Annotated in this window: 16 protein-coding genes; 14 read left to right on the top strand and 2 right to left on the bottom strand. The window is 51.4% G+C overall.

Annotation, left to right across the window (positions count from 1 at the left end; all coding sequences use genetic code 11):
* The first annotated feature begins 28 nt into the window (after positions 1 to 28).
* The 7 genes from IPN28_08655 (at position 29) to IPN28_08625 (ending at position 7,636) form a co-directional block, all read left to right on the top strand.
* Positions 29 to 1,123, top strand: a complete 1,095-nt coding sequence (locus IPN28_08655) for a D-alanyl-D-alanine carboxypeptidase (protein ID QQS56361.1) — start codon at positions 29 to 31, stop codon at positions 1,121 to 1,123.
* A 3-nt stretch (positions 1,124 to 1,126) separates the two neighbouring features.
* Positions 1,127 to 1,789: a dTMP kinase gene (locus IPN28_08650; protein ID QQS56360.1), complete on the top strand. Its 663-nt coding sequence runs from the start codon at positions 1,127 to 1,129 to the stop codon at positions 1,787 to 1,789.
* Positions 1,790 to 1,801: 12 nt separating this feature from the next.
* On the top strand, positions 1,802 to 2,977 hold the full coding sequence (locus IPN28_08645; GenBank protein ID QQS56359.1) for a DNA polymerase III subunit delta': 1,176 nt from the start codon (positions 1,802 to 1,804) through the stop codon (positions 2,975 to 2,977).
* Between the two features lie 39 nt (positions 2,978 to 3,016).
* Entirely contained in the window at positions 3,017 to 4,603 is a 1,587-nt protein-coding gene (locus IPN28_08640; protein ID QQS58580.1) for a methionine--tRNA ligase, read from the top strand.
* Positions 4,604 to 4,610: 7 nt separating this feature from the next.
* Positions 4,611 to 5,408 carry a TatD family hydrolase gene (locus IPN28_08635; GenBank protein ID QQS56358.1) on the top strand — a complete coding sequence of 266 codons (798 nt, stop codon included), beginning with the start codon at positions 4,611 to 4,613 and terminating at the stop codon, positions 5,406 to 5,408.
* A complete protein-coding gene (locus tag IPN28_08630) occupies positions 5,405 to 6,199 on the top strand; it encodes an MBL fold metallo-hydrolase (GenBank protein ID QQS56357.1) in 795 nt (264 codons plus the stop codon). The genes IPN28_08635 and IPN28_08630 overlap by 4 nt, the downstream gene beginning before the upstream one ends.
* A gap of 69 nt (positions 6,200 to 6,268) precedes the next feature.
* Positions 6,269 to 7,636 carry a hypothetical protein gene (locus IPN28_08625; protein QQS56356.1) on the top strand — a complete coding sequence of 456 codons (1,368 nt, stop codon included), beginning with the start codon at positions 6,269 to 6,271 and terminating at the stop codon, positions 7,634 to 7,636.
* A gap of 14 nt (positions 7,637 to 7,650) precedes the next feature.
* On the opposite strand, the gene IPN28_08620 is transcribed toward IPN28_08625, so the two are convergent.
* Positions 7,651 to 7,920 carry a hypothetical protein gene (locus IPN28_08620; protein QQS56355.1) on the bottom strand — a complete coding sequence of 90 codons (270 nt, stop codon included), beginning with the start codon at positions 7,918 to 7,920 and terminating at the stop codon, positions 7,651 to 7,653.
* A gap of 52 nt (positions 7,921 to 7,972) precedes the next feature.
* Here IPN28_08620 and IPN28_08615 point away from each other — a divergent pair, with 52 nt between their 5' ends.
* The 5 genes from IPN28_08615 (at position 7,973) to IPN28_08595 (ending at position 11,220) form a co-directional block, all read left to right on the top strand.
* On the top strand, positions 7,973 to 8,668 hold the full coding sequence (locus tag IPN28_08615) for an ATP-binding cassette domain-containing protein (GenBank protein ID QQS56354.1): 696 nt from the start codon (positions 7,973 to 7,975) through the stop codon (positions 8,666 to 8,668).
* A 161-nt stretch (positions 8,669 to 8,829) separates the two neighbouring features.
* A complete protein-coding gene (locus IPN28_08610; GenBank protein QQS56353.1) occupies positions 8,830 to 9,888 on the top strand; it encodes an ABC transporter permease in 1,059 nt (352 codons plus the stop codon).
* On the top strand, positions 9,885 to 10,418 hold the full coding sequence (locus tag IPN28_08605; protein QQS56352.1) for a DUF3299 domain-containing protein: 534 nt from the start codon (positions 9,885 to 9,887) through the stop codon (positions 10,416 to 10,418). The genes IPN28_08610 and IPN28_08605 overlap by 4 nt, the downstream gene beginning before the upstream one ends.
* 14 nt (positions 10,419 to 10,432) lie before the next feature.
* On the top strand, positions 10,433 to 10,879 hold the full coding sequence (locus IPN28_08600; protein ID QQS56351.1) for a transcriptional repressor: 447 nt from the start codon (positions 10,433 to 10,435) through the stop codon (positions 10,877 to 10,879).
* Positions 10,880 to 10,938: 59 nt separating this feature from the next.
* A complete protein-coding gene (locus IPN28_08595; GenBank protein ID QQS56350.1) occupies positions 10,939 to 11,220 on the top strand; it encodes a hypothetical protein in 282 nt (93 codons plus the stop codon).
* 2 nt (positions 11,221 to 11,222) lie between these two features.
* On the opposite strand, the gene IPN28_08590 is transcribed toward IPN28_08595, so the two are convergent.
* Positions 11,223 to 12,620, bottom strand: coding sequence for a sigma-54-dependent Fis family transcriptional regulator (locus IPN28_08590; protein ID QQS56349.1), 1,398 nt, complete (start codon positions 12,618 to 12,620; stop codon positions 11,223 to 11,225).
* Positions 12,621 to 12,807: 187 nt separating this feature from the next.
* Here IPN28_08590 and IPN28_08585 point away from each other — a divergent pair, with 187 nt between their 5' ends.
* Complete coding sequence (locus IPN28_08585; protein QQS56348.1) at positions 12,808 to 13,737, top strand: response regulator; 930 nt, start codon at positions 12,808 to 12,810, stop codon at positions 13,735 to 13,737.
* On the top strand, positions 13,718 to 14,566 hold the full coding sequence (locus IPN28_08580) for a response regulator (GenBank protein QQS56347.1): 849 nt from the start codon (positions 13,718 to 13,720) through the stop codon (positions 14,564 to 14,566). The genes IPN28_08585 and IPN28_08580 overlap by 20 nt, the downstream gene beginning before the upstream one ends.
* The last annotated feature ends 5 nt before the right edge of the window (positions 14,567 to 14,571 follow it).

Here is a 14,571-nt window from a genome sequence, read left to right as displayed (position 1 = left end):
ATACTTTTTGTTTGCTCTCAGCTTTTTTATGTCTTTTGCTGTCTATGCGGAGGAACCTGCGCTGCAGACAGCGGCGAAGCAGGCCTATGTCATCGACTTTGACACCGGAGCGGTCCTCTATGAAAAGGATGCCGATGCGCGGATGCCGACGGCCTCCATGAGCAAGGTCATGACCATGTATCTGGTCTTTGATGCGCTCAAGCTCGGGCGGCTGAAGCTGGAGGATGAGCTTCTGGTCAGCCAGAGGGCATGGGAGACGCAAGGGTCCAAGATGTGGGTGCCGATCAACGAGAAGGTCAAGGTGGAGGATCTGATCCGCGGTGTGATTATCCAATCCGGCAATGATGCCACGATTGTTCTGGCCGAGGCTCTGGCTGGGTCCGAGGATGCTTTTGCTCTAGCGATGACCAAGAGGGCCAAAGAAATCGGTATGGAGAACAGCCATTTTAAAAATGCCAGCGGATGGCCGGACCCGGAACATTATTCCACGCCGCACGATCTGGGGATTATGGCGCAGAGGCTGATCAAGGATTTTCCCGAGTATTATCCTTATTACTCGGAGAAGGAGTTCACCTATCACGATATCAAGCAGGGGAACCGCAACCCCTTGTTGTACCGCAATATCGGGGTGGACGGGGTCAAGACCGGGCATACGGAGGAGGCGGGGTACGGGCTGATCGCCTCGGGGATGCAGGACGGGCGGCGGATCGTTGCGGTTTTGAGCGGGATGAAGGATCAGCAGGAGCGGGCGGATGAGTCGGCGCGGATCGTGCAGTGGGCGCTGGGCAGCTTTGCCAATATCTCCCTCTTCAAAACTCCCAAGGAAATTGAGCGTATTCCCGTTGTCTTTGGCGAGGGAGAGAGCGTGGGGGTCGCTGTAGCCGAACCCCTTATGGTTACGGTTCCCAAGATGGACCGCGAGTCGGCCACTGTTGAGATTTCCTATCAATCACCCTTGATTGCTCCGGTCAAAGAAGGGCAGAATGTGGGGAAAGCCACTGTAAAGATTCCCGGCGTCAAGGATATCGTCGTCCCGCTGGTTACGGTCGGTGCAGTCGAGGAAGCCGGATTTTTCGGCAAGATCATGCAAAAGGCCAAGATGATCCTTGGCGGCAAGGCGTAGGGAATGAATTTACATCATAAAAAGAGACCCCTGTTTATTACGCTGGAAGGCGGGGAGGGCGCAGGGAAGACGACGCAGATCAACAAACTGGCGGAACGTCTGACCCGCGAGAATTACAAGGTTATCACTACCCGTGAGCCGGGCGGGACGCCCGAAGGTGAGAAAATTCGGTCTCTTCTGGTTCGCAACGGGGGAGAGAAATGGAGCCCTCTGGCCGAGGTTCTGCTTATTCTGGCGGCGCGGGTGATGCATGTCGAACGGGTCGTGCGGCCGGCGCTTTATTCGGGGAAGGTCGTCATCTGCGACCGGTTTTCAGACTCTACCCTTGCGTATCAGGGGTACGGGCGGGGCGTCCCGCTGGATAATATCGAGAAGCTGACGCAGGACTCTTTAGGCGAATTGAAACCCGATCTCACCTTTATCCTTGATGTCGATCCGGCCATCGGGCTGAAGCGCTCGACGAAGCGGATGGCGCGTGAAAGCCAACCCGATCTTCAGGCGGAAGACCGTTTTGAGCGTATGGAAATGGAATTTCATGAGAAGGTCCGGGAAGGGTTTCTTGACATTGCCCGCAAGGAGCCGAAGCGTTGTCAGATCGTGAATGCCATGGATACTGCAGAAGTTATGGCCGAAGCGATCTGGGCAGCGACGAAGGCCCGCGTCTAGGAAAGGCCGCGCATGGATTTGTTTGCCGAGCATTTAGCCGATCCCGAGGCCGAGACTTTTGAGCCTGAGGATATTTCCTCGAAAGGTTCTGTAGACGCAGAATCTTCGCCCTTTTTGACCAAGCCTACGTCGATGACTTTCTGTCTGGGGCACGAGGAGCAAGAGGCACTGTTGGCCGATCTGTTCGTTAAGGATTCCTTGCCGCACGCGCTGATACTTTCCGGCCCCAAGGGGATCGGAAAATGTACTTTTGCGTTTCGTTTTGCGCGCTATCTTCTGAAATTCGGAAAAGTTTCCGAGCCGCAGGATAGTCTTTTCGGCGGGGAGGCCATCAGTTTTCCCAAGAGCATGGATGTGGATTTACAGGATCCGGTTTTTTCGCGTGTGGCTTCGGGGGGTCATGGAGACCTTCTATACATTGAGCGCGCCGTGGATGCTTCAAAGGGCAAGGAAAAAACCTCAATCACCGTCGATAGCGTTCGTAAGATCGCGCCGTTTCTAAGAAAAACCTCGGCCGAGGGCGGGTGGCGTGTCGTCATCATCGACGATGCGGACACGATGAATGCGGCGGCCCAGAATGCCATTCTCAAAATCCTGGAGGAGCCGCCGAAGAAGGTTGTCATTATGCTGATTACGCACCGGATCGGGGAGTTGATTCCGACGATACGGTCGCGCAGCCGGGTCATCGGCTTTTCGCCACTTGAAAAAACTACGTTGCGGGAATTGCTGGGGCGACAGGGTTTTGTTTATTCGCCTAAGGATATGGACCTCATTGTCGCCTTTTCAGAGGGCAGTATCGGTCAAGCGCTGCGCTTTGCGGAAGAGGAAGGGCCGGAGCTATTTTCGGAGATTGCGTCCCTGTTTTCGGCTTTTCCCGACTGGAACTGGGCGGTTTTGCACCGTTTTGCCGACGGGTTCGGCGGGCCGGGCACAGAAAAGCGCTATGCTCTTTTTACGCAGCTCCTTGTCTGGATATTCAGAACGCTTGTGTTTGCTAGGGCGAGGGGGGATGCGCCCTTGCCCGAGTTTCTGCGCGGAGGGGGGATCGAACGGATGTTCCAGACCGTCAGCCTTGACCGACTTCTTGGCATAACCGATGCCTTGCAGGGGCATTTCGCCCGCACGGATTTTTCCAATCTGGACAAGCGGGAAACTGTACGCAGCGCGTTTCTTGTGATAAACCCTTAAAAAAATCAACAATTTAGGGTTTTTCAACCTGACAGAGGTATTACCTTGAGCACAAAGACGCCCTTTTTTATTACGACCGCCATTTCTTATGTGAACGGCAAGCCGCATCTGGGCCATGCCTATGAGGTCATCCTGACCGATGTGATGGCGCGGTTCAAGCGGCTGGACGGTTACGATGTGTTCTTCCTGACCGGGACGGACGAGCACGGGGAGAAGGTCGCCAAGACGGCTGAAAAAAATGACATGAGCCCTAAAGCTTTTGCCGATATGAACGCGGCCTATTTTCAGGAGATGGCGAAGACGCTCGGCATCTCCAATGACGATTTCATCCGCACGACAGAACCCCGGCATTATGCCGCCTCGCTAGCGATTTGGAACAAGCTGAAGGAAAAGGGCGATATTTACCTCGGGAAGTATGAGGGATGGTATTCGGTCCGCGAGGAGGGGTATTTCGGCGAGGATGAGTTGACGGCCGATCCGGTGACGGGCAAGAAGCTGACTCCCAACGGGACGGAAGTGGAATGGGTGGAAGAACCGAGCTATTTTTTCAAGCTGTCGAAATATACTGATAAGCTTCTCAAGCTTTATCAGGACTATCCGGGATTTATTATTCCCAATGTGAGGGCGAACGAGATCATCAGCTTCGTCAAGCAGGAGGGAGGCTTAAAAGACCTGTCGGTCTCCCGCCACAAGAGCCGCCTGACCTGGGGGATTCCTGTCCCCGGCGAGCCGGACCATGTCATGTATGTCTGGCTGGATGCACTGACCAATTATATCACCGCCATCGGCTATCCCGATGAAGGGTCGGAGAGTTTCAAGAAATTCTGGCCGGTAGATTACCATGTCATCGGCAAGGATATCACGCGCTTTCATGCGATCTACTGGCCCGCGTTTCTGATGGCGGCGGATTTACCGCTGCCGAAGCATATTTTCGCGCACGGGTTTATCAATGTGCAGGGGGCGAAGATGTCGAAGTCCGTCGGGAACGTGCTTTCGCCCGATGCGCTGGTGCAGGCTTACGGGCTTGATCCGTTCCGGTATTTCCTGATGCGGGAGATTCCGCACGGGCAGGACGGAAATTTTTCGCACGAGCAGGCGGTGCAGAGGATCAACGCCGATCTTGCCAACGGGCTGGGCAATCTCGCGCAGCGGACGTTGTCTATGATTTATAAAAACTGCGGAGAGAAAATTCCGGTGCCGGGCGATCTGGCGATCGAGGATAAGGTTTTGCTTGAGCATGCGTATGATCGTTTGATTGATGCGGATGCAAGGCACAGCGCGGACAGCTTTGCCTTTCATAATGTCCTGACGGCGATTTGGAAAGTTATTTCCGCCTGTGACGTTTATATTGACCAACAGGCGCCATGGAAGCTCAAGAAAGAAAACCCGCAGAGGATGGAAACAGTTCTTTATGTTATTGCAGAAGCTGTGCGGTGTATCGCTATCGCGGTACAAGCCGTTACGCCTTCGTCCTCTGCTAAATTACTGGATCAGCTCAAAGTGCCGGAGGACAAACGGTTGTTCACACATATTTCGAAAGATTATGCCCTCCGGCCCGGAACAGTGATCGACAAGCCGGAAGGGGTATTTCCGCGCATCGTCGAAAATGAAGAAGCGGCGGAGTAGGGGCGTTATGTGGATCGACTCCCACTGTCATCTCAATCATGCGCGGGTGGCGCCGGAGGATACGCCTGCGCTATTGGCCGCCCGTGCGCGTGAGGCGGGGGTTGCGGGAATGATTTCCATATGCTGCCGGATTGCGGAAGAATTCGACGATCTTCTGGCTATGGTCAAGCCGCTTCCCAATGTCTGGTGCAGCATCGGGACGCACCCGCATGACGCGGGGTTGGAAACGGAAAAAGCGATTACTCTGGAGCAGATTTGTGCGAAGGCCTTGTCCGACCCCAAAGTCGTCGGAATCGGGGAGTCGGGGCTGGATTATTATTATGACCATTCACCGCGACCGGATCAGCAGGAATCTTTCCGCAAACATATTCGGGCCTGTGTTCGGACCGGGCTGCCCCTGATCGTGCATAGCCGCGAGGCCGAAGCAGATACGGTTCAGATCCTGCGGGAGGAGGGGGCAGGGCAGGGGCTCAAGGGCGTTATGCATTGTTTTAGCTCCGGCCCGCAACTGGCCAAGGATGCGCTTGATCTGGGGTTTTATATTTCCTTTTCAGGGATGGTGACGTTTCCGAAGTCCGATGAATTGCGGGCGATTGCAAAGACGGTTCCGCTGGACCGGATTCTGGTCGAGACGGACGCGCCGTTTCTTGCGCCCCTGCCGCACCGGGGGAAAACCAACGAGCCGGCTTATGTCGCTCATACGGGGAATTTTTTGGCCGATTTTTTAAGGGTTGAGAGGGAAGAGTTTGCCGCGCAAACCACGCGGAATTTCTTTACTCTCTTTGACCGGGCGAGTCTCGAATGAAACTTAACGCCATCGTTTTGGGGTGCGGCAATTCATCGGGTGTTCCGGGGATCGGCAATCATTGGGGGCATTGCGACCCGAACGAGCCGAAGAACCGCAGGGGAAGAAGTTCGCTGGCCGTGTTCAGCGAGAAGACGACCCTTGTCGTCGATACGGGGCCGGATTTCCGTGAGCAGTGGAACCGCGAGGGTCTGCCGCCCCCCGATGCGGTTTTCTATACGCACCCGCATGGGGATCATTGCCACGGGATCGACGATCTGCGGAGTTTTTATTTTCGCGGTTCACGTGAGCCACTACCGACCTATGCCAATGCACAGACGTTTGAGGATTTAACCGAACGTTTCCGTTATCTGTTTGAAGGCGGGAATAATTCGTTTTTCTATCCGCCCATTCTGGAGGCGCGGACTTTTAAGGACAAAGATTTCGGCAAGGAGAACATGTTCGGCGATATTTCTTTTGTTCCCTTTGCCGTCGATCATGGGTCGTGCGTGTGTACCGGGTACCGTTTCGGTGATCTGGCGTATACCGTGGACATGAAGTCGCTTGATGATGCCGCTTTGAACGCTATGAAGGGCGTAAAAACGTGGATCGTGGATGCGGCCGCCTATCAGAGCAAGAACAATGCGGTACACGCGAATATCGCGGATGTAATTGGCTATAACAAGATCATTCAGGCCGAGGCGGTTTATCTGTCCAGTTTGACGTCCGTCATGGATTACCAGACCTTACTCAACGAGTTGCCGAAGGGTTTTTATCCGGCTTATGATGGCTTACGTATTGATATTTCATGAGAAAATTTACCCGTTTGCGTTTTTTTAGCTAAGTGATTATTATGATTATATAAAATAAGAATTCGGGGTTTGAAGGTGGCGGACGGGCGGCTTTATATCAGCGACAAGACAGCAGAATCCTACGGCGGAAGGCAGCAAGCCGAGGAGGTTTTCCGGCGCGTGGGTAACAGCGGGCACATTGTCGTTTATGGACCTGACGATTCAAAGGAAGACGTTGAGAAACTTTTCTGGCAAGCCAAAAGAGGCTCCCTAGGGTTTTTCTCCTGGGTGAGTCAGAAGGATATGGACACCGTTCTGCAGATGTCGCGGGATACGCCCATGCCCGCCCTGATGATGTTTGATCTCAATCGGGACGGCAAGGTTGATATCGGCAGCTATAACGACAAAGAAAGCCACCACAAGGCATTTCAAGCCGCTTTTCCTGGTGACCCTCTGACCGTCAGACAATTCACTCTCGGCCATGAGATCGGACATTTCGACGGCCACAAACCCGATGATTTCTGGAGGCGCTGGCAAAATGAGCGTGATTCTGACATCGAAGGTTTCGAGGGTATAGGAGCAAAGGGCACAAGAGAATTTCGCGAAGGGATACTGGCGGCGCGCGCCGGGAATGCCATCGGCGACATGATCGCCATGCAGGATGTCAAGAACTCCGACCGTTCGACACATAGTATGCTCGTTAACAACCCGGAATTCATCCATACGAGTGTTCTGGGGATTTTTCTACAAGGAGAGGAGGGTTTTGAGGTTACTCAGGACAGCCTTAACAGTTCTCTGGACCGCTTTCGCGATCAGGTTTTAGGGCGGATTTACGACCAACATCTGGCGCAAAATCCGCGCTTTCGTCTGGACTTGACTAGCGTGACAGCAAGTGATGTCGATTATTTTTACGAAAGTAAGTTTACTGAATTCGTGGCGCAGCATGGTCCAGCGGTACAGGGGCGGTATGAGCCGTTTACTAACAATCTGAAAGAGCTAAACGATAAGGTTGATAAGCTCTGGGAAGAGTATACGGCACTGGGCGATGACCCGGAAAAAAGGAAAGATGGTGTTTACGAGAAAATTCAACAAACCAAAGAGGCTATGAAAGTCGAGTTGCAGCAAGCTCTGGATTTTATGCGAGAGACCGATCCCAAGCTGTATCGGCAGCATATCGTGGACGAGTATTTCGGGCTGTTTAACAGGCAAGCTGGCGTATACAATCTGGAGATCGGCGATAGAACCCCGGAGGCTTTTATAAAGGATATACATAGACCTACGCTCAAGATTATTCAGGATCTCCGCGCCGAGGGTGCCTTTGCTGATGACCCAATACAAAAGCGGCTGAGCGATTATATGATCCGCGACAGCCAGATCAGGCCCGAACTCTATGGGCTTGGACCGAGTGACAGAGTTTCAGGTCCATCCGCGCCGACATCGCTGATAGGGCCGCGTTAGTTTTCCTAAAGCTTTTAATGGCAGACCATTTCTGCGCCATGGAAATGACAGAATCCCGACGCAGCTGACTCCGTAGCTGTTTGTGCCAGAACTTCTGTTCCGGCATGGGCGGCAAAATCCATTCCTAGTCCGCTCCAGACCGATCCGAAGAAACTTGTTAGCATCGGGCCCAACGGTGTCGAGTGCAGGATGCCAAATTCAATGGGGATCATAATCAGGGCGTGGAACCAGAAATCCTGCCAATTAAAGGATGAACTATGATTAAAATTATCTGTAGCTGACATTGGTAACACTCCTGTTAACGATAAGTGTAATGTTATAACGTAATTAATCTTCTTGAGTCAAATGCTCTTTTCGTGTAAGGGTTTTGCACAGACCGGAGCTATACCCTTGGACCTATTGCAAGCCAGAGAGATCAAGCTATTCCGTGGCGAACGTGAATTGTTTCATAACGCCGAAAACCTGAATCTTGCTTCGGGGCAGAGTCTTTTGATTCTTGGCCCTTCAGGGTGCGGGAAAACGTCATTACTTCACGCACTTGCAGGTTTGCTTCCGGTGACTTCGGGTGAGGTTCTTTTTAAGGGGCAGTCCTATCGTGGTCTTAGGCCACATCGTCTGGACCAAATTCGTGCCGAAAATTACGGGTTTGTTTTTCAGAGCCTGCATCTTGTCGGGCACCTTAATGTCCAACAAAATATCGCACTGGCGTTTTCCAGTGCGCGTAAGTCTCCTGAACTTTCTTCTATTTTGAAAGTTTGTGAAGCTTTGGGGTTAAAAGGGAAAGAATCTCAGAAAGCTTTTTCCCTTAGTCAGGGAGAGGCGCAGCGTGTTTGTCTTGCCAGGGCGTGTGTTCATAGCCCGAAAATTGTCTTCGCCGACGAGCCGACATCGGCTTTGGACGACGTCAATACAAAGGCCGTTATGGACTTTCTGTTTGAACTGTCAAAGGCCTCAGGAGTTAGCCTTATCGTCTCAACGCATGACCAGAGGATCAAGCCATACTTCAAGGATATTCTGGAGATGAGTATATGAACGATCTTCGCCTTGTTCTCTGTTCTCTGTGTTCAAGGTTTACACCTAGCGCTCTGTCTGTGCTGCTTATCGCCTTCGGCTTCATGTTGGCACTTTTAGTCATTATGTTTTCAAACCATGTTCATAAAAGGCTAAGTTCAGACGGGCAGGGGGTTGATCTAGTGATCGGTGCCAAAGGCAGCCCGTTACAGCTCATTCTTTCTTCCGTTTATCATGTCGATTTACCTGTCGGGAATATACCGTATAGCGAAGCTAAACGCTGGATGCAGCATCCGCAGGTTAAGCAGGCGATACCACTTGCACTGGGTGATAACTGGCACGGGTTCAGGATTGTCGGAACGACACCAGATTATCTTTTTGTTTACGGAGCTGTTTTAAAAGATGGGCGTATCTGGGAAAATTCTTTTGAGGCCATTGCCGGATCGGCGACCGGGTTACGGCTTGATATGAGTTTTTCCGGGGCACACGGTTTGATCGAGGGAAGAGATCATCACGAGGATCATCCCTACAGGGTTGTCGGCACCCTTAAGCCAACAGGTACGGTTCTGGACCGTTTGATCCTGACCTCCGTCGGTAGTGTCCTCGAACTGCATGGGCAGCATGATCATGACCATCATGAGGAAGAGCATAAGCCACACGATGACGACCACACGGAAGAGATCGGTATGTCGTTACCAGAGGTTACCGCTGTGCTTCTTAAGGTCAAAAGTCCTCTAGCGGCGATGAACCTTCCGCACACGATTAACCGTGAAAGCGCTCTGCAGGCCGCCAACCCGGCACTTGAGATGGCTCGACTGAGTGGTTTGCTTGGCATCGGCTCGAAGAGTCTCGGCGCTTTGTCGTTCTTACTAATTGCTATAGCCGCGCTGAGTATTTTCTCCGGCCTAGCCAGCACGATTGACAGCCGGATGGGTGAATTGGCCGTTCTTAGGGCCATTGGTTATTCCCGGCGACGTCTTATCGGGATTGTCCTGGCCGAGGGGCTTATGGTCACCACTAGCGGGATTATTCTGGGGTTGGCTTTGGGAGCGGTTTGTTTTCGTGCGCTTGTTTCCTATTCATCGGCCCTTAATGAAAGTCAGGCCGTTTTTGACTGGTCCGCCCCGGGACTCGCGGAGGCGCTGATTTCCATTTTCTTTGCAGGTCTTATTTCTGCTATTATTCCTGCCTTGAGAGCCGGACGCATTGATGTCTCCGCTCAACTGGCAAGGGTTACATGATACGGTTACTGTCCTTAGTTTTGCTGACTTGGTTTTATAGCTCTTCTGTTCTTGCGATCGAGGAGTGGGAGTATTCTTCTACGACTTTCAGCCAGGAGTCTCTGGTTAATGCGGTTCCTGATTTTGTTAAAACCCCCGAGGGCGGGGTTTCATGGCAGTTGCTTGCCACTACTCAAGAGAATGAGGTCATTGTCGGTAAAGTCGAGGATGGAGATCTAATTTCCGTGCGCCCTGAGTTTTCCAAGGATGTTAAGAATCTCGACGGTCAGACCGTTGTCATGCAGGGGTATATGTTTCCTTTAGAGCAAAAAGAGGAGCAAACTCGTTTTCTTTTCGGTCCCTTTCCCATGAGTTGTCCTTATCATTACCATGTCGGCCCGTCTATGGTCATCGAGGCTCATGCGGAAGCCCCGATTACGTTTAGTTTCGATGCGCTGACGCTTACGGGCAAGTTTGAACTGGTTCCGGTGGACGATGAATATAACGTGTTTTACCGTCTTAAGGATGTTACTATTGTCCCTCCATCCTAGGGACATGGAAAAGCATGAAAAAGGGCGCAGTTCAGAAACTTGTTAAAATCGTCGAGGCCTATTGTGCAGAGAAGGGGCTTCGTTTTACAGAGCCGAGGCGCCATGTGCTTGAGATTATCGCGGGTAGCTCAGTGCCAATAGGCGCATACGATATATTGGCTAAACTTGGCCAATTTCTTGACCATCCCAAGCCGCCGACCGCCTATAGGGCTATAGAGTTTCTGCAAGAGAATGGCTTTATTCACAGGATCGAGAGCCTGAATGCCTTTATCACCTGTCATGCCGGGCATAAACATTCCGGGTCGCAATTTATGATTTGCGATCGTTGCGGGACGGTTATTGAGGCGCATTTGTGTGAGTTGCCCAAGGATTTGGCCCGTAAAACCGAGGAGGAGGGTTTTGTGCTCAGCAGTTGGAACGCGGAGCTTCACGGACAGTGCAAGAGTTGCCAGAGGCATTGACTTGTCTTTCTTTATTCTCCTATATTTCCCGCTAGGACATTTTCCCGGAGGTTTTTGATATGAAATTGCCCGTTCTTTTTGCTACAGCCCTTGTTTTGTTTGTCGGATTCGCAGCGCAAGCGGAAGAGGGGGGCGCTAAAACCTCCTATTCAAAGAAGAAGCAGGGCATGGTTCATTTCGTCGAGGAGCAGGATCAAAGCTCTGAAAGTTCTGCATCCGAAAGTGCGGATGCCTCTGGCTCTGCGAATCCTGCCGATATTGAACCAGCTGCGAGTGCAGAAGAAGAGACCGCCGAAGAAAACAACAAAGTTGCGGATATGATCAAGCTGCCACGTAAGTGACTTCAGTTTTTATCAGTAAGCTTTCTGTAAAGCGTCGATTTTGCGATTCCGAGCAAACGTGATGTTTCGGTGATATTTTGACCCGTGTAATTCATCGTTTTTGCAATCATTTCTCGCTCGATTTCATCGGCTTTTTTTATTAATCCTTCCAAGTTTATCAGGTCTATGGTCATCATGCCTTTCCGCAGCGCTTCTGACGGCTGAGCGTTTTTGTTTTTAAAATCTGTACCATCGAAAAGTGCGGCATTTGTAATTTCTGTTTCATCGCACAGGAGGTTGGCCCTTCTGACCTTATTTTCTAACTCGCGGACGTTGCCCGGCCAATTATAATTGCTTAGAAGCGCTTTCGCTTCCTTCGAGAAGTGTTTGGGCGGTGAGGCGTGTTTAACGGCTTCACGCTCTAAAAAATGCTGGGCTAGACTCAGAATGTCCGATTTTCTCTCCCTGAGAGGTGGGAGAGCTATCTCAAGGACGTTCAGACGAAAATAAAGGTCTTCACGAAATCGCCCCGTTTTTACGTCGTGCGCCAGATTGCGATTTGTTGCCGAGATTATGCGGACATTCACCGGAACAGATCTGGCGCTGCCTACCGGTTCGACTTCCTTTTGCTGGAGTACCCGCAGCAATTTGACCTGCGCGTCGAGGGGCAGTTCCCCTACCTCGTCCAGAAATACGGTGCCGCCGTCTGCTTCACGAAACTTCCCCAGTGTTTTTTCTGTCGCTCCGGTAAACGCCCCTTTTTCGTGACCGAACAAAACGCTCTCAACGAGTTGTGTCGGAATGGCACCGCAGTTCACTGCTATAAACGGCTTTCCGCTGCGTTGGCTTTCACCATGAATAGTCTGAGCAAAGACCTCTTTTCCGGTACCTGTTTCTCCGCAGATCAAAACGGGGATGTCGGAACTTGCAGCCTTTCGGCCTACATTTACAGCGGCTAGTAACCCTTGATCGTTGCCAATCAATGTGTCGAAGGTCAGGCGCCCCTCTTCCTTACGACTTAAACGGCGTACCTCTCGTGAGAGTCCCGAGAGTTTGAGCGCGTTGCGAACAGTAACGGCCAAACGCTCACCCTCGTAAGGTTTTGTGATAAAATCCGAGGCGCCCAGCTTCATCGCCTGAACGGCCTGTTCGGAATCCTGCGTACCCGTCAGCATAATAACCGGCAGGGCAGGGTATTTTTGTCGGATAATCTCCAGAGTTTCCATGCCACCCATTACCGGCATATTCAGGTCAAGGATCACAAGAAGGATATTTTGCTGTGAATCCTTTTCGAGCAGGTTTAGCGCTTCACGCCCGTTACCTGCCTTTGTGCTTTCGTAAGCGAGTTTTCGGCGGAGGAGGGTGGCCAGCATATTGCTATGCAGGGCGTCATCATCAACGATCAGGACTTGTTCGGTCATTGTCTTTCTCCCTTTTTAGAGTAACAGGGGAGGGGTTAAAAAGGCGTTTCAAATTGGGGCTATTCTTAATTTGAAACGTCTTATTATGAGAATAGCTTTGCTCGGCATTTTATTAAACTATTGATTGCATTGATTTAAACTTATGGCACAAGCCTTGCATTTACATAAATAGGAAAGGATTTATGTTATGCAGGTCATTCTTAAAAATGCGGAGGAGCTTCTTTTCAAGGACGTCAAGAACGCCTGGGAATGCCAGCCGCACCTGCGCTGCCTTTATTTCAAAAGGGCTACTACTCAAACATCATATTTCCCAGACAATAATCAGTCGGAATGGGTGCCGGCCTTGTTGAGTGAGTTACGGTGTTATCTTGATGATGCCAGTTCACGTGTTTATGTCTGCCACGACAGCGATGTTTTTATTTTGGCGCGCTCGATTACCAATAAGCGCCTGCAAGAGTTTTTGCACCACCTTGAAGCGAAACTTGGGCCAGCCTCATTTATGGGGCTGGCCTATCTTTTTGAAGTGGGTGTAGATTGGCCGCGGTTACGGACTTTGTGCGAGAGAAAAATCGAGGCCTTCAGACGATTTTGCGAGAAGAGGGTACGCTCGCAGGAGCAGCCCCAAGAAGTCAAACCTTTATGCGTCGAACAAACGCTTAACACTGTTGACGAAACGCTGATTGCGACACTGGCTGAGCGCCGTGCCCAGCGCAAGCATCCTGTGGTTATGGTTGTTGAAGACGATGCTTTATCGCAAAAGCTGATTAGCATTGCGCTAAAGGATAAATATGCCCTCGCCGTCACCCCTGACGGCCAGGGCGCCATTCTCAATTATGTGCGGCAGGCGCCGGACATTCTTTTTCTTGATATCGGCCTGCCGGATATGGACGGGCATAAAGTTCTGGAGCGTCTCTTTGCTATTGATCCAGAAGCCCATGTCGTGATGTTCAGCGGTAATGGCAGCAAAGAGAATATTTTGAAGTCTCGTGAGCTTGGCGCTAAAGGTTTCATTGGTAAGCCTTTCACACAAGATAAACTTTTCTGGACCATCGAACGTTCGCCTTTCATTCAAGCCAAAATAAACAAGGAAGCTTATCATGGACATCTTGTCTCTTAATGCCGAAGTCAAACTGGTGGCGGCGGCTAGCTCTATTGGACGCAATCCTCTCAGCTGGCAGGGTTGGCACTGCTTGCGTATTCTGATCGAGGATGTGAGTGAGGACAATCAGCAGGAAATTCTAATCTGGAGCAAGTCGATCCTTGAGTCCTATCTCAAGGACGCGGAAGGGCGCGTGTATTATTGCGAGGGCCGAGACATTCATGTCATTTGCCGTGATGTGCCTCGGGCCATCCTGGAGCAAGCCGGGAATCAAATCTGCGATCTTATTTTCAACGAAAGCCATATGCTTGTCTCCTATGACATTTATGAGCTTAGCACGGAGGGCGCCGAGTACAGCAAAGCTGTTCTAGAACAGAAGGATATATTCACGCTCCCATACTCGCAGGCTGTATCTGTGGGAACCGAGATGGAGCAGGCCTCATTCCCTGGTGAAGCGCCCAGGCGCAGCCTCACACATTCAGGTGCGCCTCGTGTTCTTCTGGTGGAAGACGATGCCGTTACCCGCTGGATGGTACGGAACGCCCTGAAGAATGAGTGCGAATTTATAACTGCACCTTCTGCCAACAAGGCTTTCGCAATGTTTTCATCCTTTACGCCGGATGTCGTATTTCTGGATATCAATTTACCGGATAATAGCGGTTATGCCGTTCTAGAGTGGATACTTAAAAACGATCCTGGTGCCTGCGTCGTAATGTTCTCAAGCAACGGGCAGTTGGACAACATCGTGCAGGCGATGGAGAAGGGCGCCAGTGGCTTTATCTCCAAGCCCTTTCTGAGAGAACATCTTTTGTATTATATCCAAAGTCATTCGCAGAGCACCGTTTAATCGCC

Source organism: Alphaproteobacteria bacterium, from assembly GCA_016699735.1.
GTDB lineage: Bacteria > Pseudomonadota > Alphaproteobacteria > Micavibrionales > Micavibrionaceae > JAGNKE01.
This window is presented reverse-complemented; position numbering and strand designations above follow the sequence as displayed.

Excerpts from the sequence above, each read along its gene's own strand:
- IPN28_08635 (QQS56358.1), top strand. The coding sequence starts at position 4,611 with ATGTGGATCGACTCCCACTGTCATCTCAATCATGCGCGGGTGGCGCCG.
- IPN28_08645 (QQS56359.1), top strand. The coding sequence starts at position 1,802 with ATGGATTTGTTTGCCGAGCATTTAGCCGATCCCGAGGCCGAGACTTTT.
- IPN28_08605 (QQS56352.1), top strand. The coding sequence starts at position 9,885 with ATGATACGGTTACTGTCCTTAGTTTTGCTGACTTGGTTTTATAGCTCT.
- IPN28_08650 (QQS56360.1), top strand. The coding sequence starts at position 1,127 with ATGAATTTACATCATAAAAAGAGACCCCTGTTTATTACGCTGGAAGGC.
- IPN28_08655 (QQS56361.1), top strand. The coding sequence starts at position 29 with ATGTCTTTTGCTGTCTATGCGGAGGAACCTGCGCTGCAGACAGCGGCG.
- IPN28_08595 (QQS56350.1), top strand. The coding sequence starts at position 10,939 with ATGAAATTGCCCGTTCTTTTTGCTACAGCCCTTGTTTTGTTTGTCGGA.
- IPN28_08630 (QQS56357.1), top strand. The coding sequence starts at position 5,405 with ATGAAACTTAACGCCATCGTTTTGGGGTGCGGCAATTCATCGGGTGTT.
- IPN28_08585 (QQS56348.1), top strand. The coding sequence starts at position 12,808 with ATGCAGGTCATTCTTAAAAATGCGGAGGAGCTTCTTTTCAAGGACGTC.
- IPN28_08620 (QQS56355.1), bottom strand. The coding sequence starts at position 7,920 with ATGTCAGCTACAGATAATTTTAATCATAGTTCATCCTTTAATTGGCAG.
- IPN28_08590 (QQS56349.1), bottom strand. The coding sequence starts at position 12,620 with ATGACCGAACAAGTCCTGATCGTTGATGATGACGCCCTGCATAGCAAT.
- IPN28_08580 (QQS56347.1), top strand. The coding sequence starts at position 13,718 with ATGGACATCTTGTCTCTTAATGCCGAAGTCAAACTGGTGGCGGCGGCT.
- IPN28_08600 (QQS56351.1), top strand. The coding sequence starts at position 10,433 with ATGAAAAAGGGCGCAGTTCAGAAACTTGTTAAAATCGTCGAGGCCTAT.